Source organism: Nocardia sp. NPDC050413 (assembly GCF_040655475.1).
GTDB classification, from domain to species: domain Bacteria; phylum Actinomycetota; class Actinomycetes; order Mycobacteriales; family Mycobacteriaceae; genus Nocardia; species Nocardia coubleae.
In genome coordinates this window covers 70,646-94,333 of sequence record NZ_JBFAJZ010000010.1, presented here as the reverse complement: position 1 = coordinate 94,333, position 23,688 = coordinate 70,646, and the positions used below count along the sequence as shown (strand labels likewise).

Sequence of the window (23,688 nt, the reverse complement as noted above, 5' to 3'; positions counted from 1 at the left end):
CCCCCTGGACCCCGGGTATTTGCCGCCACGTAGCTGATCTGGTCAACCCGGTCACTGCGTCCCGACTGGTCACCCACAACCACGCGGACCGTCACCCGGATCGCGGGCGACGGCCTCCGCTCCCGGTAGGAGGGATGAAAATGAGCAAGGCAACATTGGATTCGCTGATCGGCGCCACCGCCTATGACGAGCGGGGCGAGAAGATCGGCAAGGTCAAGCAGATCTACATCGACAACAACACGGGCTCCCCGACCTGGGCCGCCGTCTCGACCGGCCTGTTCAGTGCCGACTCGCTGGTACCCCTGGCGGGCGCCGAGCACAAGGCCGACGAGGACACGTTGCGTCTGCACGTCGACAAGGAGCAGGTGAAGTCCGCCCCGCACCTCGATGACGGCGGCCGCATCAGCGCCCAGTCCGAGCAGGAACTGTTCCGCCACTACCACGTGGACCCGCGTTCGGCCGGCTGGAACACCTATGGGCGTCAGCAGATTCGCCCCGGTACCGACGAGCCGATGACCCACGGCAATCCGGCGGCCATGAATCGTGGCACCACCGACGATTCGATGATCCGTTCGGAGGAGCAGCTGCGCGTCGACACCGAAAGCGCGGAGGTCGGCACCGCACGGCTGCGTAAGTACGTGGTGACCGAGGAGCAGACCATCAAGGTCCCGACCACCCACGAAGAGGCGCACATCGTCCGTGAGCCCATCACCGGCGAGCGCACCGGTCGCACCGAGATCGGTGACGACGAGCGCGAGGTGACGCTGCACGCCGACCAGGTGCACGTCCAGAAGGAAGCGGTCCCGGTGGAACGTGTCCGTCTCGAGGTGGACGAGGTCGCCGACGAACAGACCGTCTCCGACACCGTCCGCAAGGAGCGTGTGGAAACCGAAGGCTTCGACGACGACCGTCGTCGGAACAAGCCGTGACGTAAATGCTCTCGCGTAGGCCCCGGTTTCGCACCGGGGCTTAGGCGCGTCCGGGGTCAGATCGCCAGGGCGATCCAGGCCACTACCAGGAGCACGCAGAACGCCAACGCCACGTAACTGAGTGCCACTCCGGGCGTGGCCTGACGTTCCGCACCGAGCGCACCCTTCAGATAGATCTGGGCGGGCGCGGAGTAGTGCACCTCGGTGGTATGACCGTGGAAGACCTGGACGGATGCATGGTTACTGCCGTAGCCCATTCCCCATTGCGTGGTCTCGACGGTCAGCATGTGCGTACCCGGCGGCACGGGGACGAAGTTGGCGCCCCACGTGATGTTCTGCACCTCGAAACCGTCGACCCTCACCCGCGCACCGATCCCGAACGCGATCGGCAACTTCCGCGTGTGGACGACGACCCCGGTCTGCCCCGGTACAGCCCGGAACTGCGGAGCCGCGGGAAATGCAGCACCGGTCATGAGAACTCCCCCTCGAAACAACCTGATGCCGGGCGAAAACCCGGCGGTGGCGGAGACGGAGGGATTTGAACCCCCGATGGTGTTACCCATGCTCGCTTTCAAGGCGAGTGCATTCGGCCGCTCTGCCACGTCTCCCTGAGCAGAAATACTAGCCGACGCGCAGCCAACACCTGATCTCGCACGAACATGGGTAACTCCCCGGGCACGGGCTGCCCCGTCCCAACACGATCCGCAAGACGCCAACGCACAGCCCCACGCACTTAGTCTGGCCAAAAGACGCGGAGAGGCGGAACAGCATGCGTGCTATCGAGCTGGACGGGTTCGGTGGACCCGAGGTGATGGAGTGGACCGTGACGGTCGACCCCGAACCCGGCCCGGGCGAGGTGTTGATCGAAGTTGTTGCCGCAGGGGTGAATCGGGCCGATGTGATGCAGCGGCGCGGCTTCTATCCCCCGCCCCCGGACGCCAGTTCCGTGCCCGGTCTCGAGTGCTCCGGAACCATCGTCGAGCTCGGCCCGGGGGTCACGGATTGGAAGGTCGGTGATCGGGTGTGCGCGCTGCTGGCGGGCGGTGGGTACGCCGAGTTGGCGGCTGTGCCGACCACCCAGCTGTTGCCGGTGCCCGAGGAGATGGACCTGGCTGCCGCCGCCGGCTTGCCCGAAGTGGCGGCGACGGTGTGGTCGAACCTGGTGATGACCGCGGGCATGCGCTCGGGGCAGCTGGTGCTGATCCACGGCGGAGGCGGCGGGATCGGTACGCACGCCATCCAGGTGGCGCGCAGGCGGGGTGCGCGGGTGGCGGTGACGGCCGGGTCGGACGCGAAGTTGGCCAAATGCGCGGGCCTCGGCGCCGAAATCCTCGTCAACTACCGCACCCAGGATTTCGTGACCGTACTCGCCGACGCCGGTGGCGCCGACATCATTCTCGACAATATGGGCGCCGCCTACCTGGAACGCAATGTGGAGGCGCTCGCCCCGCACGGCCGGTTGGTGGTGATCGGGTTGCAAGGCGGCACTACCGGGTCGCTGAATATCGGTGGGCTGCTGCGCAAATGGGGTTCGGTGCACGCCACGAACCTGCGCGCCCGACCACGGGCAGGAGAGGGCAGCAAGGCCGAGGTCATCGCCGCGGTGCGCACGCAACTGTGGCCGGATGTGGCGGCGGGCGAGATCTTTCCGGTGATCTCGGCAGAACTACCCGTCACCGAAGCCGGACGCGCCCACGAATTGCTCGACGCACCCGAAACTTTCGGCAAGGTCGTGCTGCGCGTGCGCGACTGAGCGAAAGATCGGCACGGACTACTCGAGCGAGCTGAGGGCCCGGCCGAGCTGGTCGATTTCGTAGCGTGTGGTGTACGGGGCCAGGCCGATGGTGACGGCCCCGCCCTCGTCGTTGACACCGAGGGCGTCGAGTAATCGGCTGCCGCCGTGCACCCCGCTGACCGTGCCGATGCGGGCGTCGGCCAGCTTGGCCGCCACCTTCTCCGCCTGCATGCCCGCCATCGTAAAGCTGACGGTGGGGATGCGGGTGGAGGCACGGCCGATCACGGTCAGGCCCTCGACCTGCTCCAGCACCTGCATGAGGTGGTCGAAGAGCTGATCGTGGTAGTCCTGCAGCGAGGTGATCGAGATTTCGAGGCGTTCGCGGCGGGTGCCGGTGGCGCGCTCGTCGAGTCCGGCGAGGAAGTCGATGGACTGGGTGAGCCCGGCGAGCAGCGCGTACTGGTGCCCGCCCACTTCCAGGCGTTCAGCCCCCTTGGCGTAGGGGTTGAGCGACATCGACGGGATGCGGTCGAGGAAGGCGGGGTCGCGGAACACCAGCGCACCGACCTGCGGACCGCCCCACGACGGCGCACTCAGGGCGACCACATCGGCATTGAGCTCGTCGATGTCGATCAGCGCGTACGGTGCGGCGCCGAACGCGTCGGCGACCAGCAGACCACCCACATCGTGGACCCGGTCGGCGGCCACCCGAACGGCGGGCGCGGAACCGACGATCGGCGACGCGGCGGTGAGCGCGACCAGGCGCGCGGTCGGCCCGATCAGCTCCTCGAACTGCCACGACGGCATCTCACACGTCTCGATCTCCACCTCGGCCCAGCGCACGTGCGCGCCGTAGCGGTTGGCGATGCGCAGCCACGGCGCGACATTGGCCTCGTCGTCGAGGCGGGAGAGCACGATGCCCGTGCCGAGACCCAGGCGCGAACTCAGGGACTCGGCCAGCCAGGCGAGCAGAACCGCACGATCGGGACCGAGCACGACGCCGGCCGGATCTCCGCCGACGAGGTCGGCGACCGCCTCCCGGGCGGCGTCGAGGATCGCGCCGCTGCGGGTCGCCGCACCGTGGCGGCCGATGTGGGAAAACGAGGAGGTACGGAAACCCGTTGAGACGGCACGCGATACCGAATCGGGAACCAGCATCCCCGCCTGCGGGTCCAGATGGATCCAGCCGTCGCCCAGGGACGGTATCAGGCCCCGAACCCTCGCGACGTCATAAGTCATGGTGGCCACTTTAAGGGCAGCGGGCGTCGCGGTGTAACCGCGTGGGGGTTTTAGCGCGAAGCCGACACACGCGCAATGATGGGGCTATGACGCACTCGGAGGACACCCCCGAATCCATCGTCGTGATCGGTCCCGACGGTCGGCCGGTCACCGTGCCCGCCGACTCCGACGCCGCGGCCGAATACACCGCGCAGGTGGTCGACGGGGACAAGAAGGCCGACGACGACCGCGACGAGTCGGCCGAGTCGCTGGCCGACATGGTGGAGCAGCCCGCCAAGGTGATGCGGATCGGGACCATGATCAAACAGCTGCTCGAGGAGGTGCGCGCCGCTCCCCTCGACGACGCGAGCCGCTCGCGCCTCAAGGACATCCACAAGTCCTCGGTCCGCGAACTCGAGCAGGGCCTCGCCCCCGAGCTGCGCGAGGAACTCGAACGCCTCACCCTGCCCTTCACCGACGAGTCCGTCCCGTCCGATGCCGAACTGCGCATCGCCCAAGCCCAGCTAGTCGGCTGGCTCGAAGGCCTGTTCCACGGCATCCAGACCGCCCTGTTCGCCCAGCAGATGGCCGCCCGCGCCCAACTCGAACAGATGCGCCAGGGCGCCCTCCCGCCCGGCATGCACGCGGCCGACGGGAAGGCAGGCCATGGCCATGTCGGCGGCGGGCAGTACCTGTAAGGTCGGGGATCGTGCCCGCTGCTGCCGCTCGTTCCGAATCGGTCTCCGACCAGGGTGACGCGCGTACCGAAGAGAGCCCCGTGCATACCGACGACACACCGACCGAAGCCGAGGTGGCCGACGCGGCCGCCGCCGAACAGACCGCCGACGCCCCGCTGCTGGTGAAGACGCCGATGGTGTCGGATTCGCAGACGTTCCGGCGCGCTTTCAAAGACATGCGCGACGGGTTCCATCAGCGTGAGCTGTGGTTGTCGCTGGGTTGGCAGGACATCAAGCAGCGCTATCGCCGGTCGGTGCTCGGTCCGTTCTGGATCACCATCGCGACCGGTCTGCAGGCGCTGGCGATGGGCCTGCTGTATTCGACGCTGCTGAATCAGCCCATCAGCGAGTACCTGCCGTATGTGACGGTCGGTTTGATCGTCTGGAACGTGATCAGCGCGTCGATCCTCGAGGGTTCGGATGTGTTCATCGCCAACGAGGGACTGATCAAACAGTTGCCCTCGGCGCTGAGCGTGCATGTGTATCGCCTGGTGTGGCGCCAGTTCCTGTTCTTCATCCACAACGCGGCGATCTACGCGGTGCTACTGCTCGCGTTCTCCATCTGGCGCGATCTGGACTGGACGTTGTTGCTGGTTGTTCCGGCGATCCTGCTGCTGTTCCTCAATGCCATGTGGGTGTCGATCGTGTTCGGCATCTTCTCCACCCGCTACCGCGACATCGCCCCGATCCTCGGCTCGATGACGCTGATGCTGTTCGTGCTGACCCCGGTGATGTGGTCGACGAAGGCGCTGGAGAACTCGGTCGGCGGCATGAGCGACCGGGCCAAGCTGATCGAGATCATCCCGACCTTCCACTACCTCGAGATCGTGCGCGGCCCGCTGCTCGGCGAGCCCACCGACTGGCATTCCTGGGCCATCGTCGGCGCGATCACGGTGGTCGGCTGGGTGGTCGCGATCCTGGCGCTCAAGCAGTACCGTGCCCGCGTCCCGTACTGGGTTTAGGAGACTGTCGTGAGCCGTGTGAGTATCGAAACCCATGACGCGTGGGTCGAGTTCCCGATCTTCGACGCCAAGTCGCGGTCGCTGAAGAAGGCCTTCCTCGGTAAGGCGGGCGGCGCGATCGGGCGCAACAGTTCCGATGTTGTCGTGGTCGAGGCGTTGCGCGAGATCAACCTCTCGCTCAAGGAAGGCGACCGGGTCGGGCTCGTCGGGCACAACGGCGCGGGCAAGTCGACGCTGCTTCGCCTGCTCTCCGGCATATACGAACCCTCGCGCGGCAGTGCGCGCATCCGCGGCCGGGTGGCACCCGTGTTCGACCTGGGTGTCGGCATGGACCCGGAGATCTCCGGCTACGAGAACATCATCATCCGCGGCCTGTTCCTCGGGCAGACCCGCAAGCAGATGCTGGCCAAGATCGACGAGATCGCCGACTTCACCGAGCTCGGCGAGTACCTGTCGATGCCGTTGCGCACCTACTCCACGGGTATGCGGGTGCGCCTGGCGATGGGTGTGGTCACCTCCATCGACCCCGAGATCCTGCTGCTCGACGAGGGCATCGGCGCCGTCGACGCCGAGTTCATGAAGAAGGCGCGTACCCGGCTGCAGTCGCTGGTCGCGCGGTCGGGCATCCTCGTTTTCGCCAGCCACTCCAACGAATTTCTCGCCCAGCTGTGCGATACCGCGATGTGGATCGACCACGGTCGCATCCGTGAGCAGGGCGGCATCGAAGACGTTGTGCGAGCGTATGAGGGGCCCGAGGCGGGTAATCACGTGGCACAGGTGCTTCGCGAGCTGGAAGCCGAGCAGGGCGACAAAGAATTGGAGCAGAATCAGGCATGAGCGGTCACAGTGAGGACGCTGTCCCGGCCGCTGTGCCCGGTGGGTTCAGCATGGCCGATCGGCTCGAGGCGGGGGTTGCCCCGATTGAGCCCGCCGCCGTGCTGCCCGTGACCGAGGAGCCCGAGCTGCCCGCAGGCGCCGAACCGGCCGACCTGAGCACCGACACCGGGCCGGACGCGCGGATCATCGCGGTCGTCGTCACCCACAGGCGCCGCGAACTGCTCGCCGAATCGCTGAAAGTACTTGCCTCGCAGTCGCGTCCGATCGACCATCTGATCGTCGTCGACAACGCCAACGAGGACGAGGTGGCCGAGCTGGTCGCCCAGCAGCCCATCGAGGCCACCTACCTCGGTTCGCGCCACAACCTCGGCGGCGCGGGCGGTTTCGCGCTCGGCATGCTGCACGCGCTCACCCAGGGCGCGGACTGGGTGTGGCTGGCCGACGACGACGGCCGACCCGACGGCCCGGAAGTCCTCGCGACGCTGATCGATTGCGCGCGCAGGCACAACCTGGTCGAGGTATCGCCGGTGGTGTGCGATATCGACGACCCCGATCGGCTCGCTTTCCCGCTGCGCCGCGGCGTGGTGTGGCGCAGGCGACGCTCGGAGCTCGGTGACGAGGACTTCCTGCCCGGCATCGCGTCGCTGTTCAACGGCGCGCTGATCTCGGCGAAGGCCGTCGACCTGATCGGTGTGCCCGACCTGCGCCTGTTCGTGCGTGGCGACGAGGTGGAGGTGCATCGGCGCCTGGTCCGGTCGGGCCTGCCGTTCGGCACCTGCCTGCAGACCGCGTACCTGCACCCCAACGGTGCCGAGGAGTTCAAGCCGATCCTCGGCGGGCGCATGCACACCCAGTACCCCGACGATCCGGTGAAGCGCTACTTCACCTACCGCAATCGCGGGTACCTGATGTCGCAACCCGGTATGCGGAAGCTGTTGCCGCAGGAGTGGATTCGATTCTCCTGGTTCTTTCTGGTGACGCGCCGCGATCCGGCGGGCTTGAAGGAATGGTTCCGGTTGCGCTCGCTCGGACGCAATGAGCAGTTCGGCAAGCCGGACCAGCGAGGCCCCCAGAAATAGGGGCATAGATCCTGGGGCCCGCGACCTAGGATTCGATAGGTGACCTTACGAACGAGTTTCGCGTCCGCCGCTGCCGCCGTTCTCGCAGGCAGCGCGCTGTGCCTTGCCGTGCCGGGCACCGCAACCGCCGACGACACCTGTCAGCTCGGCGCATCCAATGTCGGCCCCCGCTCCTGCGTGATGAACGAAGTGCGCACGGCCCCCGTCCCCACGCTCGGCAACGGCGTGTGCTTCGGCATCGTCAACGTGGGCGGCACCGCGTTCGACGGACCGCTCAACGACCCGAGCGTGGCGCCCGGCGCCACCCACAGCATCTCGCTGCGCATCTCGCACGGCCTGCTCGGCAACATGGCGCCCGCCCTGCTCACCTGCGATGTGAACGTCATCGTCGACTGGCGGAACCTGGACAACGGCGTCACCGGCTCCATGACGCATTTCGTCCCCGCCCGGCACAACAGCACCTACCCGTTCCAGGTGATCGCCCCCACCGGTCCCGGCCGGTTCCAGCTCACCGTGCGCACCGACCGGCCGAGCCTGCCCGCTTCGACCGAGGTCGTCGTTCCCTGACCTGCGTCGATACCCATGGTGAGCCGATCGGGCTCTCGCCGGGATAAATCGGTTGTGCGGTGCCGCGGGTATGCGGCACAGTAGGAGCAACGTTGGAGAGGAGGTGGATGTCCGTGAGTACAGACGTGTGGATTGCCGTGCCCGGGGTGCGCGATGGCGCCCCGACCGCTCCGGACATCACCTCTACTCGCTGAGCCCGACGTCGGGCTCAGCGCCCGACGAAGGACTTCTACCGATGGTCGACTACGACCTGCTCGTCCCTTACGGCTGGACCGAAGCCGTAGCTACCGAATATCTCCCGCTGCTCGGCGATCTCGTGCCCGCACGCATCGTCCGGATGGATCGCAGCGAATGCGATGTGGTCGCACCGGGCGGCCCGTCTCGTGCCGCCTGTCCGCGTGACATCACCGGCTTGTGCACCGGCGACTGGGTCGGTCTCGATGCCGAAGGCACTGTGCGCCTGCTGCTTCCGCGCCGCTCGGCGATCATGCGATCGTCGGTGTCGGGGCGCTCGGTCGCCCAGGTGCTCGCCACCAATGTCGACACCGTGCTGATCTGCAGTGCCGCCGACGGCGACGTCGACCTGGGCCGGATCGAGCGCATGCTCGCCCTCGCCTGGGAGAGCAATGCACAGCCCGTGGTCGTGCTCACCAAAGCCGATGCGGCGGATCATCTTCCGCTCGACGAGGTGCGCGCGGTCGCGCCGGGGGCGACGGTGCTCGCGGTGAGTGCCGCCGCCGAGACAGGGCTGGATGTGCTCACGGCCGTGCTGCACGGCACGGTTGCCCTGATCGGGCCGTCCGGCGCGGGCAAGTCGACCCTGGCCAACGCCCTGCTCGGCGCGGAAGTGTTCGCCACCAACGCCGTTCGCGCGGTGGACGGCAAGGGCCGCCATACAACAGTCCACCGGGAACTGCGACCGCTCCCCGGCGGCGGCACCCTCATCGACACACCGGGGCTACGCGGCATCGGCCTCTACGACGCCGCCGACGGTATCGGCAAGACCTTCAGCGACATCGAATCCCTCGCCGCTGATTGCCGTTTCGCCGACTGCGCGCACGAGACCGAACCGGGCTGCGCGGTCCAGGCGGGCATCGCCGACGGCACCATCACCGAGCGCCGCCTCACCAGCTACCGCAAGCTGGCGAAGGAGAACGAGTGGATGGCCGCGCGCACCGACAAGCGCCTGGCCGCCGAACGCGAACGCGCCTGGCGCTCCATCGCCAAGCAACACCGCAAGCAGTACCGCGAACGCGGCTACCGCTGACCTAGCCGATCACCACGCTCTGGTGGCGGAAGCCTCTCGGGCGATCCCGCCACCAGAGCGTGGTGATCTCGGTCAGCTGGGGTCGATGCCGTAGAGGCGGGCCCAGTTCTCACGGCTGGTGAGTTCGGGAACCGCCGCACGGTATTCGGCCTGGAGCCTGGGGAGTTCGCGGCGGAGTTTGCGCAGCGTGCGGTAGGTGCGGATGAGCAGAGCGCGGGCGCGGGCCTTGTCGCGGCGGCGCACGCGGACACCCGACTGGGAGGCGTCGGTGACGACCACGTGGTCGAACAGGCCCACATGCCACCAGTGCGCGTCCTCGCGGGTGACACCGATCAGGCCGTGCTGGGTGCGCCCGGTCCACTGCATGATCGCGCGCTTGATGAGCACGAGGGTGATGCGGCTCGGCTCACCGCTCGCCCGGCGCACCTGGATCTCGGCGGAGTTCACCGGCGGGGTCGCGGCGGGGTGCTTGATGGTCTCGGGGTAGTCGTTGCGGGAGGTACGGGCCGCGGCCAGCGCCTCGATTCCGCCGTCGCGCAACACCTTCGGACCCTTCATGAAGTCCTCGATGCCCTGCAGGGTGGTGTGCACCAGGCCGTACTGCATGCCGACGAGGTGTTCGGCGATGTAGCGGAAGAAGTCCTTGGTGATGGCCTTGCCGTCGAGATCGGTGTGCAGGGCGCCGACGATGAGCGAGTTGCGCGTGGAGAAGTAGCGCGCCCAGTCGTCGTAGTCCTTCCAGTAGAAGTCGGCGTGCCAGACGGCGGCATTGGGCAGGGTGACGGTGACGAAACCGTGCTCGCGGGCCCGGATGCCGTATTCGACGTCGTCCCACTGGAAGAAGATCGGGACCGGAAGGCCGATCTTCTTCACGACCTCGGCCGGGATCAGGCAGGTCCACCAGGCGTTGTAGCCGGCGTCGACGCGGCGCTCCTGGTTCTTCTTGAGCATGGAGGTGTTGCGCAGCGCCTTGGGCACCTTCTGCCCGTGCTTGAGCTCGCCCAGGCGCACGTCCTCGGCGCCCACGTTGAGGTAGTCGGGGTTGAGCAGGAACAGCATCTGCGCACCCACCAGGGTCGGCTCGACCGTCAGGTTCGCGAAGGCCTGCAGGCGCAGGACGGTCTCGGGCTCGCAGAGGATGTCGTCGTCCATCAGGATGACGTCGGCGTGCTCGTTGGCCGCCGACACCTCGTACAGGCCACGGGTGAAGCCGCCCGCGCCACCGAGATTGGGCTGACGGATGTAGCGCAGCTTGTCGCCGAAATCGGGGCGGACCTGCTGGAACAGCGGCCGGTTCTCGACCAGGTCGGTGCCCTGGTCCACGACGTAGACCGCGTCGATGGCGGCCAGCACCGTGGGGTCCGAGGCCAGCGCGGCGACGGTGTGGGCGCAGTCCTCGGCCCGGTTGAAGGTGCAGATCGCGATGGCGACCGGGCGAACCGTCTCGGGCGCCTTGGCGGTCCAGGTGAGCTCGGTGATGTCGAGTTCGCCGCCGAGCGCGTCGAACTCGAGCCACAGCGCACCACCGTCGACGTACTGATCCAGCGGCGCGGACAGGCTCACGAACCCGCTGCTGGTCGCCACGAGCGAGGCGACGATGCGGCGGTGGCCGGCGATATCGGAGGCGACCAGGCGCACATTGGCCTTGTGCCCCACCCGCAGGTTGGCCGTGGCGGTCACCTCGGTGACGGTGGTCCAGCGCTGCCAGTAGCTGGCGGCGAAGCGACCGAAGTAGGTGTTCGTGTGCGCGGTCGCGCCCTTGGGCAGGTGCAGCGACAGGCGCTCGCGGATGGCGGCACCGCCCTTGACGACGGCGTAGAGCTCGTCGCTCACCCGGGCCGACGGGCCGGTGAAGATGCCCCTGGCCAGGACCAAGCGTTCGGGTGCCGAGTGTTCACCACGCAGTGACGCGGGTGCGGCCTCGTGCCGTTCGTTCGATTCGGTCACGACTCGAGTAGCCGACTGCTCCATGAAGTCCTCGAAATTCTCGGTATCGACTGCGCCGACGCAAGCAGTCACGTAAGGAAAGGGCGGCGCGGCGGGCGGGGTGAGGATATCAATCACCGCCGGGCCGGGCGCCGTCAGTGAGGGGTAACAGCACCCCGCGCGTGTTGCTCACCGGTTGCCTCGGCGCCGGTGAACACGAATTTGTCGTAGGCCCAATAACGGAATATGACAGCAAGCGTCTGGCCGATGACGGTCGCGGAAATGTTGTCCGACAGCGGCGACGACAGGTCGAGCACATAGCGGGAAAAGCCGAGGCAGCCCAGTTGCAGGCCGATCGCCACGACATTCACCAGCGCGTACAACAGGTATTCGCGGCCCGCGCTGCCGGACTTCTTGTGCGCGAAGGTCCACCACTTGTTGCCGAAGTAGGTGACCACCGTCGCCACCACGATCGCGACGACTTTCGCGGTGAGCGGGGAGTGATAGAGCACACCTTCGGACAGCGACAATCCGCCGCCCCAGAACACCAGCAGGTTGTACGTACCGGCGTCGACGAGGAAACCGACCGCGCCGACGACGAGGAACGCCGCCCCCTGCCGCAACGCCGTCGTCACCTTCGTCAGCAGCGAAGCGGGGGCGGGCTCGGATAGATCAGGGTGGGACACGGGCCGACGGTACACCGAGGACCGGCGTGTCCCCGAGTTACGCTCGGCGAACCGGATGAGCGCCGAAGACCTGTGCTGTGTACCCTCCCGGTGACCCTTTTAATGCCTACATCTGAGGATTGACCCGGGTGGACTCCACCGAGCTTCGCATTGCCGCCGTGGTCCCCTGCCACAACGAAGAGGCCGCGGTCGCCAAGGTCGTCGCCGACCTGAAGGCCGCCGTGCCGGGGATCGTCGTCTACGTCTACGACAACCTGAGCACCGACCGCACCGCCGAATGCGCCCGTGAGGCCGGGGCGATCGTGCGCTACGAGAACACCAAGGGCAAGGGCAATGTGGTTCGCCGCGCCTTCGCCGATATCGAGGCCGACGTCTACCTGATGATCGACGGCGACGACACCTACGAGGCGTCGGCCGCACCGCTGATGATCAAGACCCTGCTCGAGGGCCCCTACGATCACGTGCTCGGTGTGCGCAAGCAGGACGAGGACACCAACGCCTACCGGTCCGGGCACGAGACCGGCAACAAGGTGCTCAACGGCGTGGTCGGCAAGGTGTTCGGCGACAACGTCGAAGACATGCTGAGCGGTTTCCGGGTGTTCTCGCGCCGCTTCGTCAAGAGCTTCCCCGCCGTCTCCCGCGAGTTCGAGATCGAGACCGAACTGACCGTGCACTCGCTGCACCTGCGCGTTCCGCAGACCGCGGTGCAGGTGGGTTTCCGTGACCGCCCCGCGGGCAGCGAATCGAAACTGCGCACCTACCGCGACGGCACCAAGATCCTCGCCCTGATCCTCGGCCTGGCCAGGCACGAACGCCCGGTCGCCTTCTACGGCCTGTTCGGCACGCTGGCCCTGCTGTTCTCGGTGGTCCTCACCGTGCCGATCGTGATCGAGTTCTACAACACCCACGAGGTGGCGCGGTTCCCGACGCTGTTCTTCGCGTTCACGCTGATGCTGCTCGGCTGCCTGGCCTGGACCGCTGGGCTGATTCTGGACGGCATCCGCCGGTCGCGTCACGAAGCGGCGCGGCTGGTGTACCTGCGGTATTCGGCCGTCGGCGAGAGCACGGACATCGCGGCCGGAGACCGTCGGTGACCAGCACCGTCGAACCGGAAACCGTCGCCGCCGAACAGGTACCCGCGACCGAGCGCAAAGACCGCCTGCCCGCCCCCGTCCGTTCCCTGACCGGCCGGTTCGGTGCCGCGACGGTGGCGTTCGCCGTGCTCGCGACGGTGTTCGGCGCCCTGTTCGCCGTGCTCACCCCCGCGTTCTGGGGCCACGACGAGATCACCCAGTTCGGCCGCGCCTACCAGGTGGCGCACGGCGGGGTGTTCCCGCAGCGCATCCACGACGATCGCGGTGTCGCCTACGGCGGGCAGATCCCGGTGAGCATCGACGAGCTCATGGGCTACGCGTTCCGCGACTACAACGACAACCCCGAGGAACCGGGCGCGATGGTCGCCGACCCCGGCGCCTACGACCGGCTCGCCGGTGCCGACATCTCCTCGGCGACCCGGCCGATGTGGTTCACCAACACCGCCGCCTACTCCCCCGTGCCGTATGTGCCTGCCGCCGTCGGCATCCGGGCGGGCGAGGCGCTAGGGCTGAACATCGGCGGGATGTACCTGCTCACCCGCCTGGCCGGGTTGGCGGCCTACCTCGCGGTGGTCGGGTTCGGGCTCTACGCCCTGCGGCAGCGGCGCAGCCAGTGGCTGGTGTTCACCGTGGCCGTGCTGCCGATCGCGCTGTTCCAGGCGGGCACCGTCACCGCCGACACGCTCACCAACGCGCTGGCCATTCTGATCTCGGCGCTGCTGGTGAAGGCGCTGTTCATCGGTGACCGGCTGAGCAAGCCAGAGACCGCCGCCCTGCTGGCCGCCACGATCGCGCTGCCGCTGAGCAAACCCGCCTACGTGCTGTTGGCCATGCTGATCGTGGTCGTGCCCGCCGAACGCCTCGGCTTCACCGGCAAGCTGAAGGTGCTGCCGTGGGTGTTCGCGATCACCGGCGGCACGCTGTTCCTGGTCTGGACCAAGATCGCCGCACCGACCGGCGACGGCATGAGCCTGATGCGCCCGCCGCACCAGTGGGGTCAGGTGCGTCCCGGTGACCAGCTGCGCGGGATCCTCGGCGACCCGCTGCACTTCGTACACACCTTCGGCGAGAGCATCGCCCTGCGCGATCACCGCTGGTTCAACCAGTTCTTCGGTGAACTCGGCTTCGCCTACGTCGACGCGCCCGCGCTGACGATGCTGGCCTGCCTGATCGCGTTCGCGGTGAGCTTCGGCATCGCCGACCTGCTGACCAGCACCCTGCGCCGCACCCTGATCGTCGCGGCGACGGTGCTCGCCAGCGTGGCGATGGTCTACGTGACGCTGTACATGTCGTTCACGCCGGTGGACTACTACATCATCGACGGCGTGCAGGGCAGGTACTTCGTGCCGCTGGCCATCCTCGGTATCGCGGTGGTGATCCGCTTGGTCCCGCTGCGGCTGCGCGATGCCGACGGTGCCGTCCCGACCCGCGGGCCAGGACTCACCGTGGCCTGCGCGTCGCTGATCGCGCTGATCGCCGCTGCCGCAACGTATTACACCGTCGTCTGGGGCTGACCCCCGCGGACGACGGTGTAGTCCGTCAGAGTTTCTGTTCGCCCGCGGCGGCGTAGGCGCGTTCGGTGTCGGCCTTCTTCGGTCGCCACCAGTCCTCGTTCTCGCGGTACCAGGTGATGGTGTCGGCCAGCCCGGCCCGGAAGTCGCTGTAGCGCGGTGACCAGCCGAGTTCCGTGCGCAGCAGGCTCGCATCGATCGCGTAGCGCTGATCGTGGCCGGGCCGGTCGGTGACGTGGTCGAAATCGGTTGGCTCGCGATCGAACGCTTCCAGAATCAACTGCACAACGGTGAGGTTGTCGAGTTCACCATCGGCGCCGATGAGATAGGTCTGCCCGATTCGGCCGCGCTCGAGAATTTCCCACACCGCGCGATTGTGATCGTCGACGTGAATCCAGTCGCGCACCTGATGACCGGCACCGTACAAACGCGGGCGCACGCCGTCGATCAAATTGGTGATCTGGCGTGGGATGAATTTCTCCACGTGCTGATACGGGCCGTAATTGTTGGAACAGTTCGACAGCGTGGCGCGCACACCGAAGGAACGGGTCCAGGCGCGCACGAGCAGATCGCTGCCCGCTTTCGTCGCCGAATACGGGCTCGACGGGTTGTAGGCCGTTGTTTCGGTGAAGGCGGGGTCGTCGGGGGTGAGGTCGCCGTAGACCTCGTCGGTGGAAACGTGGTGGTAGCGCACGTCGTGGCGGCGCACGGCCTGCAGCAGGGAGTAGGTGCCGACGATATTGGTCTGCACGAACGGCCACGGCTCGGCGAGCGAGTTGTCGTTGTGTGATTCGGCCGCGAAATGTACAACCGCGTCGACACCGCTGACGAGATTGTCGACGAGGTCGAGATCGGCGATGTCGCCGTGGACGAATTCGATGCGGTCGGCCACCGGATCGAGCGACGCACGGTTTCCGGCGTAGGTGAGCGCGTCGAGGACGGTCACCGCTACGTCGGGGCGCGTGGCCACCGTCTGCTGGACGAAATTCGCACCGATGAATCCGGCCCCGCCGGTAACGAGCACTCGCACGGCGACAACGATACGTGCTCGCGATCGGGGACAGAAAGCGAACCGGCGCTCGCCCAGGTAGAAACAGTCACGGTATTTACACCGTGATGTCCGTCACACCCGGCGCGTTCAGGTTACGACCCGGGGTCTGCTTTCCTGAGAAAAACCCTAGTCGGCACTCAGGTTTCTAGGTGCGCACCGGCCCTGGGGTATCAACGGTGAACAGAATTTGAATAGAAGTACACAGGTGGTTCACCGCTCGTTAGCTGCGGGGGCTTTTGATCATCGGGTCCCCTCCGAACGCTCCAACATCGAGGTTCAACAAAAATGCTGATGAGGAAATTCGCCGCCACTTCGGCGCTGCTGATCGCTGCCATGGGCGTCGCCGCCGGCACCGCGCACGCCGAAGAGGCCCCCGCCGCCGCTGCCCCGATCAACTACACCGCCGAAATCGTCGAGGACTCGAAGGCCGTCGTCACCACCGACGCCGGCTCGATGGTCGTCGAGGACAATGTCCTGAAGATCAAGGCGGCCGACGGCACCGTCGTCGCGGGCACCCCGCTGGCGTTCCGCATCGAAGAGCACGAGCTCCCGATCGTGGCCGAGATCTCCGGCAACACCGCCACCCTGACCCCGGTGATGGACCCGGCCAAGGCCGTCTACAAGCCGGTCGCCCTGCCTTACGAGGCGCAGGCGCCCTGGAAGACCGAGTACGACCGTGAGGTCGCGGCGTTCAACCGTCTGAAGGACACCATCTCCGTCGGCGCCACCATGGGTGCCCTCGTCGGTGGCCTCGGTGGCGCGGCTGTCGGCTGCATCGCCGGTGCCGGTGCCGGCCTGGTCCTGACCGGTGCCCTCCTCGCCCTGTTCGGCGCGGGCCCGCTGGCCGGCTGCATCGCCGGTGCCGCCGCTGTCGGCTTCCTCGGTGTGCTGGCCGGTCAGCTGTTCATCACCGCTCCGGTCGCCATCGGTGCGGCGATCCAGTACTTCGCCACCGTCACCTCGCCGTTCACCCCGCCGGCCAAGTAATTCCGGTTCGGAACGTGCGATAACCGCACTCGCGTAACCATCTTCGCGAGTAGGTAGATGCTCCGGTGCCCCGCTGCGACTCGAAAAAGTTGCGGCGGGGCACCTGTCGTTTCGAGGTCAGGCGGTGCGGGCACGTTCGGCGGGCGCCACCGCTTCCCGCACGAACTTGGCGACCCGCCCGAGCGCCGAACGGCTCTCCGGCATGTCCGGCAGGATGCTCATGAAGGCGTGCACCTGCCCCCGCCACAGCTCGAGTGTGTGCGGCACACCCGCCGCGCCGAGCCGATGGGCCATGAGTTCGCAGTCGTAGCGCAGTAATTCGTCTTCGGCCGCGATCAGCAGTACCGGAGGCAACCCGACCAGGTCGGCGTTGACCGGCGAGAGCTTCGCGTCGAGCGGACCCTCGTGCTCGGCGCCGAGGCGGACCACGGCCTCCAGCCCGGCCAGCGGAATGTAGGCGTCGCGGCGCACATTCACGTAGTCCTTCTTCGCCCGGTAGTCCAGATCGAGCAGCGGACTCAAGCCGACGAGACCGGCGGGCAGCGGCAATCCGATGTCTCGGGCGCGCAGCGCGGTGGCGAAGGTGAGGAACCCGCCCGCCGAGTCACCGGCGAAGACGATGCGGCCCGGGTCGGCGCCGTGGCGCAGCAGCCAGCGGTAGGCCAGGACGCAGTCGTCGATGGAGGCGTCGATCGAACCCGGCAGCTGACGGTATTCCACATTGAGCACCGGCAGCCCGGTCCGCCTGGCCAGCCCGGCCGCGACGGCCCGATGGGTCGACAATCCGCAGACGGCGAAGCCGCCACCGTGCAGATACAGCAGCGCGCCGTGGCGCAGCGCCCGCGAGGCGCCCGCGGGACGGATCATCTCCATCTTGAACCCGTCGAGCTGGATCTGTTCGCGCTCGATGCCCGTCGGTTCGGGGCGCAGGCGCGCGAGCAGGTCGACGGCGATTCCGCCGATGGGGATGGTTGTCCGGTTGATGGGGACGGTGCGCAGCAGCGGTCCGACGACGCCGACGCAGGCACCCATCAGCACGCGTGACGCGGTGCTCGTCCGCCCGGAGTTGACGACGATTCCCGCCGCCTTCGGGCTGGTGGTGACCCTGGGGGCGGCGGGGACGATCCCGCCCAACACACCGGGCCTGCCGATCTTCGAGGCTTCCATCGCGCACCTACCTCACACTGGCGCGTCGACTCGGTGGCCCGGGTGCGAGCCCCGGATCGGATGTCGACGCTGACATCTAACACAGTGATGTTTCACACATCGACGCTCACATAATCAGATGAACGCCGTCGTGTCCCAGTTATCGACCGACACACCCGGTTGCGAAACGTTCGTGATCAATTCGTCCACGTGTCGGAACCTCCCCGACTCCTGCCGCACCGGAGCTGGCAGACTTGCCACCTATGCGCGGAATCATCTTGGCGGGCGGCACCGGATCGCGGCTGCACCCGATCACGCGCGGGGTGAGCAAGCAGCTCGTCCCGGTCTACGACAAACCGATGGTCTATTACCCCTTGTCCACCCTCATGTTGGCAGGGATCGACGACATTCTCGTCATCACCACGCCGGAGGATGCCGAGGCGTTCACCCGGTTGCTCAGTGACGGCAGCCAGTTCGGGGTGTCGATCAGCTACGTGGTCCAGCCCGAACCCGACGGCCTGGCCAGGGCTTTCGTGCTCGGCGCCGACCACATCGGCACCGAACCCGCCGCGCTCGTGCTCGGCGACAACATCTTCCACGGCCCCGGCCTCGGCGCCAGCCTGCACCGCTTCCACGACATCGACGGCGGCGCGGTGTTCGCCTACTGGGTGAGCGACCCCACCGCCTACGGCGTGGTGGAGTTCGTGGACGGTCGCGCGGTCTCCATCGAGGAGAAGCCGAAGGTGCCGCGCTCCAACTACGCCATCCCCGGTCTGTACTTCTACGACAACGACGTGGTCGAGATCGCGCGCGAGCTGCGTCCGTCGGCGCGCGGGGAGTACGAGATCACGGATATCAACCGCGCCTATCTCGAGCAGGGCAGGCTCAGCGTCGACGTGCTCGCGCGTGGCACCGCCTGGCTCGACACCGGCACCTTCGACTCGCTGCTCGACGCCGCCAACTACGTGCGGACCATCGAGGAACGCCAGGGCCTCAAGATCGGGGTGCCCGAGGAGGTGGCGTGGCGGCGCGGCCTGATCTCCGACGACCAGCTGTGCGAACTGGCCGAGCCGATGGTTCGCTCCGGCTACGGCCGCTACCTGCTCGACCTGATCGACCGCGGAAAAGACTGGTAGCGCATGGAGATCCGTGAACTGGCCATCCCCGGCGCGTGGGTGGTCACTCCCCGCCTGCTCGGCGACGACCGCGGCATGTTCTGCGAGTCGTTCAAGGCCTCGGAGTTCGAGAAGGCCACCGGGCGGCCCTTCGACCTGCACCAGGTGAACACCTCGGTGTCGGCCGCGGGGGTATTGCGCGGCATCCACTACACCGAGGACCCGCCGGGCCAGGCCAAGTATGTGACGTGTGTGCGCGGCGCCTTTCTCGACGTGGTCGTCGACCTGCGACCGGGTTCGCCCACCTACGGCCGCTGGGACAGCGTGCTGCTCGACGACGTGGAACGCCGCTCGGTGTTCCTGTCCGAGGGTCTCGGCCACGCCATCCTCTCGCTGGAGAACTACTCGACGGTGACCTACCTGTGCTCGCTCGAGTACACCCCCGAATTCGACCGTGACCTGGACGCTTTCGACCCCCGGTTGGCCATCGACTGGCCGACCGAGGGCCGCGACGGCCGCCCGCTCACCTTCATCCGCTCCGCCAAAGACCAAGCAGCGCCACCGTTCGCCTGATACGCCGAAAGGCACCACCCTGAATGGTGGTGCCGTTCAGCGCTCTCGGATCAGACCGTCTGGAGCACCTTCTCCTCGACGACCGGCGCGTCGGTGACCCGCTTGCGGGGCCAGAAGACCGTGAGCGCGACCAGTGCGCCGAGCACCGTGACACCGGCGGCGAACTCGAGGCCGGGGCGGTAGGTGTCGAGCATCTGCTGCGGCGAGGTGCCGTGCGCGGTGCCGGAGGTGACGATGGCGGTGGTCACCGCGAGCACCACGGCGGCGCCGACCTGCATCGAGGTCTGCAGCACGCCGGCCGCCAGACCCTGCTCCTCGTCGTCGATACCGCTGGTGGCCTGCACGTTGATGGCGGGGAAGCCGACCCAGCCGATGCCGATCAGCAGGACCGCGGGCAGCAGCACGGTCAGGTAGTCCGGCGCGGTGTCGATCCGCAGGAACAGCAGGTAGCCGACGGCCATCACGGACATGGTCACGGCGATCACCGGGCCGGTACCGAAGCGGTCGATCAGCTTGTCGGAGAAGAACGCCGAGGCGACGACCAGGATGCCGACCGGAAGCAGCGCCATGGCGAGCTTCAGCGGCGACCAGCCGAGGGTGTCCTGCAGGTACAGCGTGACGATGAACTGCCAGCTGAAGTACGAGCCGGCGACCGCGATGATGGCCAGGCTGGCCCGCACCAGCGACACCTTGCGCAGGATCCCGAGCCGGACCAGCGGGTGGGCGACGCGCTGCTCGGTGACGACGAACGCGGCGAACAGGGCGCCCACGGCGATGAACGAGACGACGGTCCGGGCCGAGGCCCAGCCGACCTCGGGCGCGGTGACCACGGTGTAGACCAGCAGCAGCATGCCCGAGGTGGACAGCAGCGCGCCGAGCAGATCGTGGCCGCCTTCCTCGGCCTTGCCGTCCTTGGGGATCAGCACGAACGCCGAGATCAGGGCGGCGACGGCGATCGGGACGGGCAGCAGGAAGGTCCAGCGCCAGCCGACGCCGGTCATCAGGCCACCGAAGAGCAGGCCCATGGAGTAGCCGCCCGCGCCGAACACGGTGTAGATGGACAGCGCCTTGTTGCGCGCTTTTCCTTCGGCGAAGGTGGTGGCGATGATCGACAGGCCGGTCGGCGCGGTGAACGCGGCGGCCAGGCCCTTGATGAAGCGGGTGACGATCAGCAGCGTCGGGTCGCTAACCAGGCCACCGATCAGGGACGCGACCGCGAAGACGGCCAGGGCGATGAGGAAGACCTTGCGGCGCCCGAGCAGATCGGCCGTGCGACCGCCGAGCAGCAGCAGACCACCGTAGCCGAGGACATAACCGCCCACGAGCCACTGCAGGGTGGAGGTGGACATATCGAGTTCGGCGCCGATGGACGGCAGGGCGACGCCGATCATCGAAACATCGAGACCGTCGAGGAACAGAACAATGCACAGGGTGATCAGCAGGCCCCAGAGGCGAGCGGACCACCGGGTCGGGTCGGTCGCCTCGGCGGCCGAGAGCGTTGCTGGCGAAGTCATGCGGAGGACATTACATGCATGCGCATTTAATGCCAACACATTTAATGCAGTTGCATGGATCGGTCGGGCGCACTAAGATGGCCGCATGTCGAACCCGGCCAACACAGCTCGGCGCAACGAAGCGCCCACCGAGCTGGTCGGCCAGTGGCGCGCATTGCTCGACCGGCACGCCGCCGTGAGCTGCGCACTGGAGAAGGCGCTTCAGAACGAACACCGGATCGGACTCAGCGAGTTCGAGATCCTCGACCGTCTCGTCGACGCGGCCTGCGAGAAGTACCGCATGACCGACCTGTCCGGCGACATCTACCTGAGTCAGAGCGCTCTATCCCGCGCCGTGGCCCGGCTCGAACGCGACGACCTGGTCGAACGCATCACCTGCGACGGCGACCGGCGGGCGTGTTTCGTCAAGCTCACGGAAAAGGGCAGGGCGGTCTACGACCAGGCCCTGCCCACGCACCGTTCGGTGCTCACCGACTCCTGGTAGGAGCTACACCGTCGCGCTCGCCGCGGCGGTGATGTCGGCGAAAGCGCTTCGGTAACGGTCGAATTCGGCCGGCTTGTCGAGATAGACCGAACCGGCGAAGGTCTCCACGTAGACCACCGGCGGTTCCTGCTTGTCGACCGCGTTGTCACCGTCGAAATCGAGCACGGTGAACCGGCCCGACTCGAGCCCGGCGTGGTAGCCGCAGTCGTCCGGGATCACCCGGATGTCGACGGTGTCGCGTTCGGCCAGCTCACGCAGTCGCGCACGCTGACCGGCGAGCACCCGATCATCACCGATGCGCCGCGACAGCACCGGCGCGGCGAGCACCACCCGCAGCCGCAACGGCGAGCCCGCCCTGGTGAGCAACGCCTGCCTGGCCGCGCTCACCCGCAGCCGCCGTTCCAGGTCGGCGTCGGTGAGTTCGGGAACCGTTCGTTCGAGCAGCGCCCTGGTGTAGTCCTCGGTCTGCAACAGCGCCGGGACCAGGCCGTCCTCGTAGATCGACAGCTCGGCCGCCGCCTCTTCGAGTCCGATGTAGACCTCGAAACCCTCCGGAATCACATCGCCGTAACTCGTCCACCATCCCCTTGCCTTGGTTTCGCGAGCCAATGCGGCCAACGGTTCCACCTGATCGGCGGGCGCGCCGTACACCTTGCACATGGCCTCGACATCGAGGCTGCGCAGCGATGTCTGCCCCGTCTCGATCCGCCAGATCTTCGCTTCCGACCACTCGAGTTGCGCCGCCGCGGTTCTGGTGGTCATCCGCGCACGATTGCGCAGGTCACGTAAGTGCCTGCCCAGCTGCCTGCGCGGCATGGTCGAACCGGTGACGCCCTGCGGTGAAGCCATACTTCCCCCCTGTATCCAAATCCGGCCTCCCCCTTGTTCTCTGGAGGCCGCCGTTCGCAGCTGACGCATCATCAGATCTGCGGACGGATTGTTTCACAATGAATCGGACACCGCGCAAGACCTACTTCTTCTTCCGGAACCGCCAGAACTGAACGGCGCGAACATCTTCGGACAACTGATTCACCGGTTCGGCGACATCGGACAGTGCTTGGAACAGTCCGTCGGCGAGTTCGCTGATGTGCTCGACCCGGCCCGCGAGCCGGGCGGCGTTGTCGGCGAATTCGAGCATCAACCGCACCGACGCGGCGATGGTGAGCCCGAGCGGAACGGCCACGAGGGCGGCGAGCACACCGAGCACCGCCGAGGCCTTCCACATCAGCACCGTCAGCGCGATCGGCAGGCCGATCGCGAAGGAGATCACGCACAGGATGTAGGCCAGCGGCAGCAGCGTGCGGGTCGCGGGCCTGCGGAATTGCACGTCGAGCAGGGAGCGGAGCGCCTCGGCGCCCCACTGGGTGGCCGAGCGGGTGCTGCGGAACGGATCGTCGAAGCCCGCGTCGCGCGCGAGCCTCATCGCCTCGGTCTCTTCGGAGTCCTCGGCCTGCTCTCGCGAACGCGACGCCGTACGCTTCACGTCGGCCTCTTTCCAAGAGAGCCAGCGGGATTCGGCCTCGAACTCCTCGGCCTCCGGTTCACCGGCCGGGGTGGTGTTCGGCACGTCGGTCATGGTCCGAATCCTGCCCGCTTTCCGACGACACGCCAACACCACGGAGACCGAACCTGCGATAGCGAAGGTTCGTCGAATGAGACGAAGCAGACACTCTCGATTATTTTTCGGAATCCGCGTAACAACTCGGCCACCTTGCGCCGATACGCCCATGAACGCAGGAACAGAGCTCTTCGGGGAATGGAGAACACAGTGCGCACGACGTTTCCGACCAACACTATGGCCGCCGACAAGGGTGCCGCCGCGCTGGACTACGCCGCGCGGGGTTGGAACGTCGCCGAGACCACCAACGGCCTGTGCCTGGTGACCGACGAGAACGTTTCGGCCATCGAGATCACCGGCGAGATGGCGGGCGAGGTCCGCCGCTTCCTGCGCGCCAACAACCTGTCCGGCCCCGTGATCGAGATCCCGGGCGCCGAGCGTCGCGAGATCCACCTGGTGACCGGCGTCGCCAAGGCCACCATGGCCATCGCCGCGATGCGCGAGGCCGGTGTGCTGGTGCACACCGACGGTGCGAGCATCCCGCTGCCGCCCACCCAGCTGGCCGCCGGTTCGGCGTCGTGGGGCGTCGCCCCGTCCGAGGCCCGCTGGATCCCGCCGGTCGTCGCGCTCGGTGCCGCCGTGCGCGCCGCCGCCACCCGCAAGCGCGCCACCCTGACCGTGGCCTGCTGAGGCAGCTTTTCCACAGACGACC

General features: G+C 67.3%; 24 protein-coding genes and 1 tRNA gene. 15 read left to right on the top strand and 10 right to left on the bottom strand.

Annotated elements, in window-relative coordinates; translation table 11 throughout:
- Positions 1–140 precede the first annotated feature (140 nt).
- Positions 141–929 carry a PRC and DUF2382 domain-containing protein gene (locus tag AB0I19_RS22385; RefSeq protein ID WP_357150833.1) on the top strand — a complete coding sequence of 263 codons (789 nt, stop codon included), beginning with the start codon at positions 141–143 and terminating at the stop codon, positions 927–929.
- Between the two features lie 56 nt (positions 930–985).
- Here AB0I19_RS22385 and AB0I19_RS22380 read toward each other — a convergent pair whose 3' ends face one another.
- Positions 986–1,402 (bottom strand): hypothetical protein, encoded by a 417-nt coding sequence (locus tag AB0I19_RS22380; protein ID WP_357150831.1) that lies wholly within the window; start codon positions 1,400–1,402, stop codon positions 986–988.
- Between the two features lie 47 nt (positions 1,403–1,449).
- A tRNA-Ser gene (locus tag AB0I19_RS22375) sits at positions 1,450–1,537 on the bottom strand.
- 161 nt (positions 1,538–1,698) lie between these two features.
- Here AB0I19_RS22375 and AB0I19_RS22370 point away from each other — a divergent pair.
- Positions 1,699–2,682: an NAD(P)H-quinone oxidoreductase gene (locus AB0I19_RS22370; RefSeq protein WP_357150830.1), complete on the top strand. Its 984-nt coding sequence runs from the start codon at positions 1,699–1,701 to the stop codon at positions 2,680–2,682.
- A gap of 18 nt (positions 2,683–2,700) precedes the next feature.
- Here the strand turns inward: AB0I19_RS22370 and AB0I19_RS22365 are convergent, their stop codons facing one another.
- On the bottom strand, positions 2,701–3,903 hold the full coding sequence (locus AB0I19_RS22365) for a cysteine desulfurase-like protein (RefSeq protein ID WP_067494785.1): 1,203 nt from the start codon (positions 3,901–3,903) through the stop codon (positions 2,701–2,703).
- Between the two features lie 86 nt (positions 3,904–3,989).
- Here AB0I19_RS22365 and AB0I19_RS22360 point away from each other — a divergent pair, with 86 nt between their 5' ends.
- The 6 genes from AB0I19_RS22360 (at position 3,990) to rsgA (ending at position 9,331) form a co-directional block, all read left to right on the top strand.
- Positions 3,990–4,580, top strand: a complete 591-nt coding sequence (locus tag AB0I19_RS22360) for a bacterial proteasome activator family protein (protein WP_067640291.1) — start codon at positions 3,990–3,992, stop codon at positions 4,578–4,580.
- Positions 4,581–4,753: 173 nt separating this feature from the next.
- The gene (locus AB0I19_RS22355; RefSeq protein WP_067494965.1) at positions 4,754–5,581 is read left to right on the top strand and encodes an ABC transporter permease; all 828 of its coding nucleotides are present in this window, start codon (positions 4,754–4,756) and stop codon (positions 5,579–5,581) included.
- Positions 5,582–5,599: 18 nt separating this feature from the next.
- Positions 5,600–6,418 carry an ABC transporter ATP-binding protein gene (locus AB0I19_RS22350; protein ID WP_067494791.1) on the top strand — a complete coding sequence of 273 codons (819 nt, stop codon included), beginning with the start codon at positions 5,600–5,602 and terminating at the stop codon, positions 6,416–6,418.
- Positions 6,415–7,497 (top strand): glycosyltransferase family 2 protein, encoded by a 1,083-nt coding sequence (locus AB0I19_RS22345; protein ID WP_357150829.1) that lies wholly within the window; start codon positions 6,415–6,417, stop codon positions 7,495–7,497. Before AB0I19_RS22350 ends, AB0I19_RS22345 begins: the two co-directional genes overlap by 4 nt.
- A 39-nt stretch (positions 7,498–7,536) precedes the next feature.
- A complete protein-coding gene (locus tag AB0I19_RS22340) occupies positions 7,537–8,064 on the top strand; it encodes a hypothetical protein (protein ID WP_357150828.1) in 528 nt (175 codons plus the stop codon).
- Between the two features lie 235 nt (positions 8,065–8,299).
- Positions 8,300–9,331, top strand: coding sequence for a ribosome small subunit-dependent GTPase A (rsgA, locus tag AB0I19_RS22335; RefSeq protein ID WP_357150827.1), 1,032 nt, complete (start codon positions 8,300–8,302; stop codon positions 9,329–9,331).
- Between the two features lie 72 nt (positions 9,332–9,403).
- On the opposite strand, the gene AB0I19_RS22330 is transcribed toward rsgA, so the two are convergent.
- Both AB0I19_RS22330 and AB0I19_RS22325 read right to left on the bottom strand, forming a co-directional pair.
- On the bottom strand, positions 9,404–11,302 hold the full coding sequence (locus AB0I19_RS22330) for a glycosyltransferase (RefSeq protein WP_357150826.1): 1,899 nt from the start codon (positions 11,300–11,302) through the stop codon (positions 9,404–9,406).
- A 110-nt stretch (positions 11,303–11,412) separates the two neighbouring features.
- Positions 11,413–11,943 carry a GtrA family protein gene (locus AB0I19_RS22325; protein ID WP_067640283.1) on the bottom strand — a complete coding sequence of 177 codons (531 nt, stop codon included), beginning with the start codon at positions 11,941–11,943 and terminating at the stop codon, positions 11,413–11,415.
- Positions 11,944–12,071: 128 nt separating this feature from the next.
- Here AB0I19_RS22325 and AB0I19_RS22320 point away from each other — a divergent pair, with 128 nt between their 5' ends.
- Together AB0I19_RS22320 and AB0I19_RS22315 are read left to right on the top strand one after the other, a co-directional pair.
- Positions 12,072–13,037, top strand: a complete 966-nt coding sequence (locus AB0I19_RS22320) for a glycosyltransferase (RefSeq protein ID WP_357150825.1) — start codon at positions 12,072–12,074, stop codon at positions 13,035–13,037.
- A complete protein-coding gene (locus AB0I19_RS22315) occupies positions 13,034–14,551 on the top strand; it encodes a DUF2142 domain-containing protein (RefSeq protein WP_357150824.1) in 1,518 nt (505 codons plus the stop codon). Before AB0I19_RS22320 ends, AB0I19_RS22315 begins: the two co-directional genes overlap by 4 nt.
- 25 nt (positions 14,552–14,576) lie before the next feature.
- On the opposite strand, the gene rfbB is transcribed toward AB0I19_RS22315, so the two are convergent.
- The gene (gene rfbB / locus AB0I19_RS22310; protein ID WP_357150823.1) at positions 14,577–15,578 is read right to left on the bottom strand and encodes a dTDP-glucose 4,6-dehydratase; all 1,002 of its coding nucleotides are present in this window, start codon (positions 15,576–15,578) and stop codon (positions 14,577–14,579) included.
- Positions 15,579–15,884: 306 nt separating this feature from the next.
- Here rfbB and AB0I19_RS22305 point away from each other — a divergent pair, with 306 nt between their 5' ends.
- Positions 15,885–16,586, top strand: a complete 702-nt coding sequence (locus AB0I19_RS22305) for a hypothetical protein (protein ID WP_067640277.1) — start codon at positions 15,885–15,887, stop codon at positions 16,584–16,586.
- Positions 16,587–16,703: 117 nt separating this feature from the next.
- Here the strand turns inward: AB0I19_RS22305 and AB0I19_RS22300 are convergent, their stop codons facing one another.
- Positions 16,704–17,753: an alpha/beta hydrolase gene (locus AB0I19_RS22300; protein WP_357150822.1), complete on the bottom strand. Its 1,050-nt coding sequence runs from the start codon at positions 17,751–17,753 to the stop codon at positions 16,704–16,706.
- 242 nt (positions 17,754–17,995) lie between these two features.
- Between AB0I19_RS22300 and rfbA the strand changes: the two genes are divergently transcribed.
- Positions 17,996–18,868, top strand: coding sequence for a glucose-1-phosphate thymidylyltransferase RfbA (gene rfbA / locus AB0I19_RS22295; RefSeq protein WP_357150821.1), 873 nt, complete (start codon positions 17,996–17,998; stop codon positions 18,866–18,868).
- A 3-nt stretch (positions 18,869–18,871) separates the two neighbouring features.
- Complete coding sequence (gene rfbC / locus AB0I19_RS22290; RefSeq protein WP_357150820.1) at positions 18,872–19,420, top strand: dTDP-4-dehydrorhamnose 3,5-epimerase; 549 nt, start codon at positions 18,872–18,874, stop codon at positions 19,418–19,420.
- Positions 19,421–19,470: 50 nt separating this feature from the next.
- On the opposite strand, the gene AB0I19_RS22285 is transcribed toward rfbC, so the two are convergent.
- On the bottom strand, positions 19,471–20,934 hold the full coding sequence (locus AB0I19_RS22285) for an MFS transporter (RefSeq protein ID WP_357150819.1): 1,464 nt from the start codon (positions 20,932–20,934) through the stop codon (positions 19,471–19,473).
- Between the two features lie 85 nt (positions 20,935–21,019).
- Between AB0I19_RS22285 and AB0I19_RS22280 the strand changes: the two genes are divergently transcribed.
- Positions 21,020–21,418 carry a MarR family transcriptional regulator gene (locus AB0I19_RS22280; RefSeq protein WP_067494823.1) on the top strand — a complete coding sequence of 133 codons (399 nt, stop codon included), beginning with the start codon at positions 21,020–21,022 and terminating at the stop codon, positions 21,416–21,418.
- Positions 21,419–21,421: 3 nt separating this feature from the next.
- Here AB0I19_RS22280 and AB0I19_RS22275 read toward each other — a convergent pair whose 3' ends face one another.
- On the bottom strand, positions 21,422–22,267 hold the full coding sequence (locus tag AB0I19_RS22275) for a helix-turn-helix transcriptional regulator (protein WP_357150818.1): 846 nt from the start codon (positions 22,265–22,267) through the stop codon (positions 21,422–21,424).
- Positions 22,268–22,388: 121 nt separating this feature from the next.
- Positions 22,389–22,994, bottom strand: coding sequence for a DUF4282 domain-containing protein (locus AB0I19_RS22270; RefSeq protein ID WP_067494828.1), 606 nt, complete (start codon positions 22,992–22,994; stop codon positions 22,389–22,391).
- Between the two features lie 180 nt (positions 22,995–23,174).
- On the opposite strand from AB0I19_RS22270, the gene AB0I19_RS22265 reads away from it, so the two are divergent.
- The gene (locus AB0I19_RS22265; protein WP_174552230.1) at positions 23,175–23,666 is read left to right on the top strand and encodes a hypothetical protein; all 492 of its coding nucleotides are present in this window, start codon (positions 23,175–23,177) and stop codon (positions 23,664–23,666) included.
- Positions 23,667–23,688: the final 22 nt, after the last annotated feature.

Bases quoted from the DNA above. Each gene is read 5' to 3' on its own strand.
- AB0I19_RS22385 (WP_357150833.1), top strand. From the start codon at position 141: ATGAGCAAGGCAACATTGGATTCGCTGATCGGCGCCACCGCCTATGAC.
- AB0I19_RS22380 (WP_357150831.1), bottom strand. From the start codon at position 1,402: ATGACCGGTGCTGCATTTCCCGCGGCTCCGCAGTTCCGGGCTGTACCG.
- AB0I19_RS22370 (WP_357150830.1), top strand. From the start codon at position 1,699: ATGCGTGCTATCGAGCTGGACGGGTTCGGTGGACCCGAGGTGATGGAG.
- AB0I19_RS22365 (WP_067494785.1), bottom strand. From the start codon at position 3,903: ATGACTTATGACGTCGCGAGGGTTCGGGGCCTGATACCGTCCCTGGGC.
- AB0I19_RS22360 (WP_067640291.1), top strand. From the start codon at position 3,990: ATGACGCACTCGGAGGACACCCCCGAATCCATCGTCGTGATCGGTCCC.
- AB0I19_RS22355 (WP_067494965.1), top strand. From the start codon at position 4,754: ATGGTGTCGGATTCGCAGACGTTCCGGCGCGCTTTCAAAGACATGCGC.
- AB0I19_RS22345 (WP_357150829.1), top strand. From the start codon at position 6,415: ATGAGCGGTCACAGTGAGGACGCTGTCCCGGCCGCTGTGCCCGGTGGG.
- rsgA (WP_357150827.1), top strand. From the start codon at position 8,300: ATGGTCGACTACGACCTGCTCGTCCCTTACGGCTGGACCGAAGCCGTA.
- AB0I19_RS22330 (WP_357150826.1), bottom strand. From the start codon at position 11,302: ATGGAGCAGTCGGCTACTCGAGTCGTGACCGAATCGAACGAACGGCAC.
- AB0I19_RS22305 (WP_067640277.1), top strand. From the start codon at position 15,885: ATGCTGATGAGGAAATTCGCCGCCACTTCGGCGCTGCTGATCGCTGCC.
- AB0I19_RS22300 (WP_357150822.1), bottom strand. From the start codon at position 17,753: ATGGAAGCCTCGAAGATCGGCAGGCCCGGTGTGTTGGGCGGGATCGTC.
- rfbA (WP_357150821.1), top strand. From the start codon at position 17,996: ATGCGCGGAATCATCTTGGCGGGCGGCACCGGATCGCGGCTGCACCCG.
- rfbC (WP_357150820.1), top strand. From the start codon at position 18,872: ATGGAGATCCGTGAACTGGCCATCCCCGGCGCGTGGGTGGTCACTCCC.
- AB0I19_RS22285 (WP_357150819.1), bottom strand. From the start codon at position 20,934: ATGACTTCGCCAGCAACGCTCTCGGCCGCCGAGGCGACCGACCCGACC.
- AB0I19_RS22280 (WP_067494823.1), top strand. From the start codon at position 21,020: ATGTCGAACCCGGCCAACACAGCTCGGCGCAACGAAGCGCCCACCGAG.
- AB0I19_RS22275 (WP_357150818.1), bottom strand. From the start codon at position 22,267: ATGGCTTCACCGCAGGGCGTCACCGGTTCGACCATGCCGCGCAGGCAG.
- AB0I19_RS22270 (WP_067494828.1), bottom strand. From the start codon at position 22,994: ATGACCGACGTGCCGAACACCACCCCGGCCGGTGAACCGGAGGCCGAG.
- AB0I19_RS22265 (WP_174552230.1), top strand. From the start codon at position 23,175: ATGGAGAACACAGTGCGCACGACGTTTCCGACCAACACTATGGCCGCC.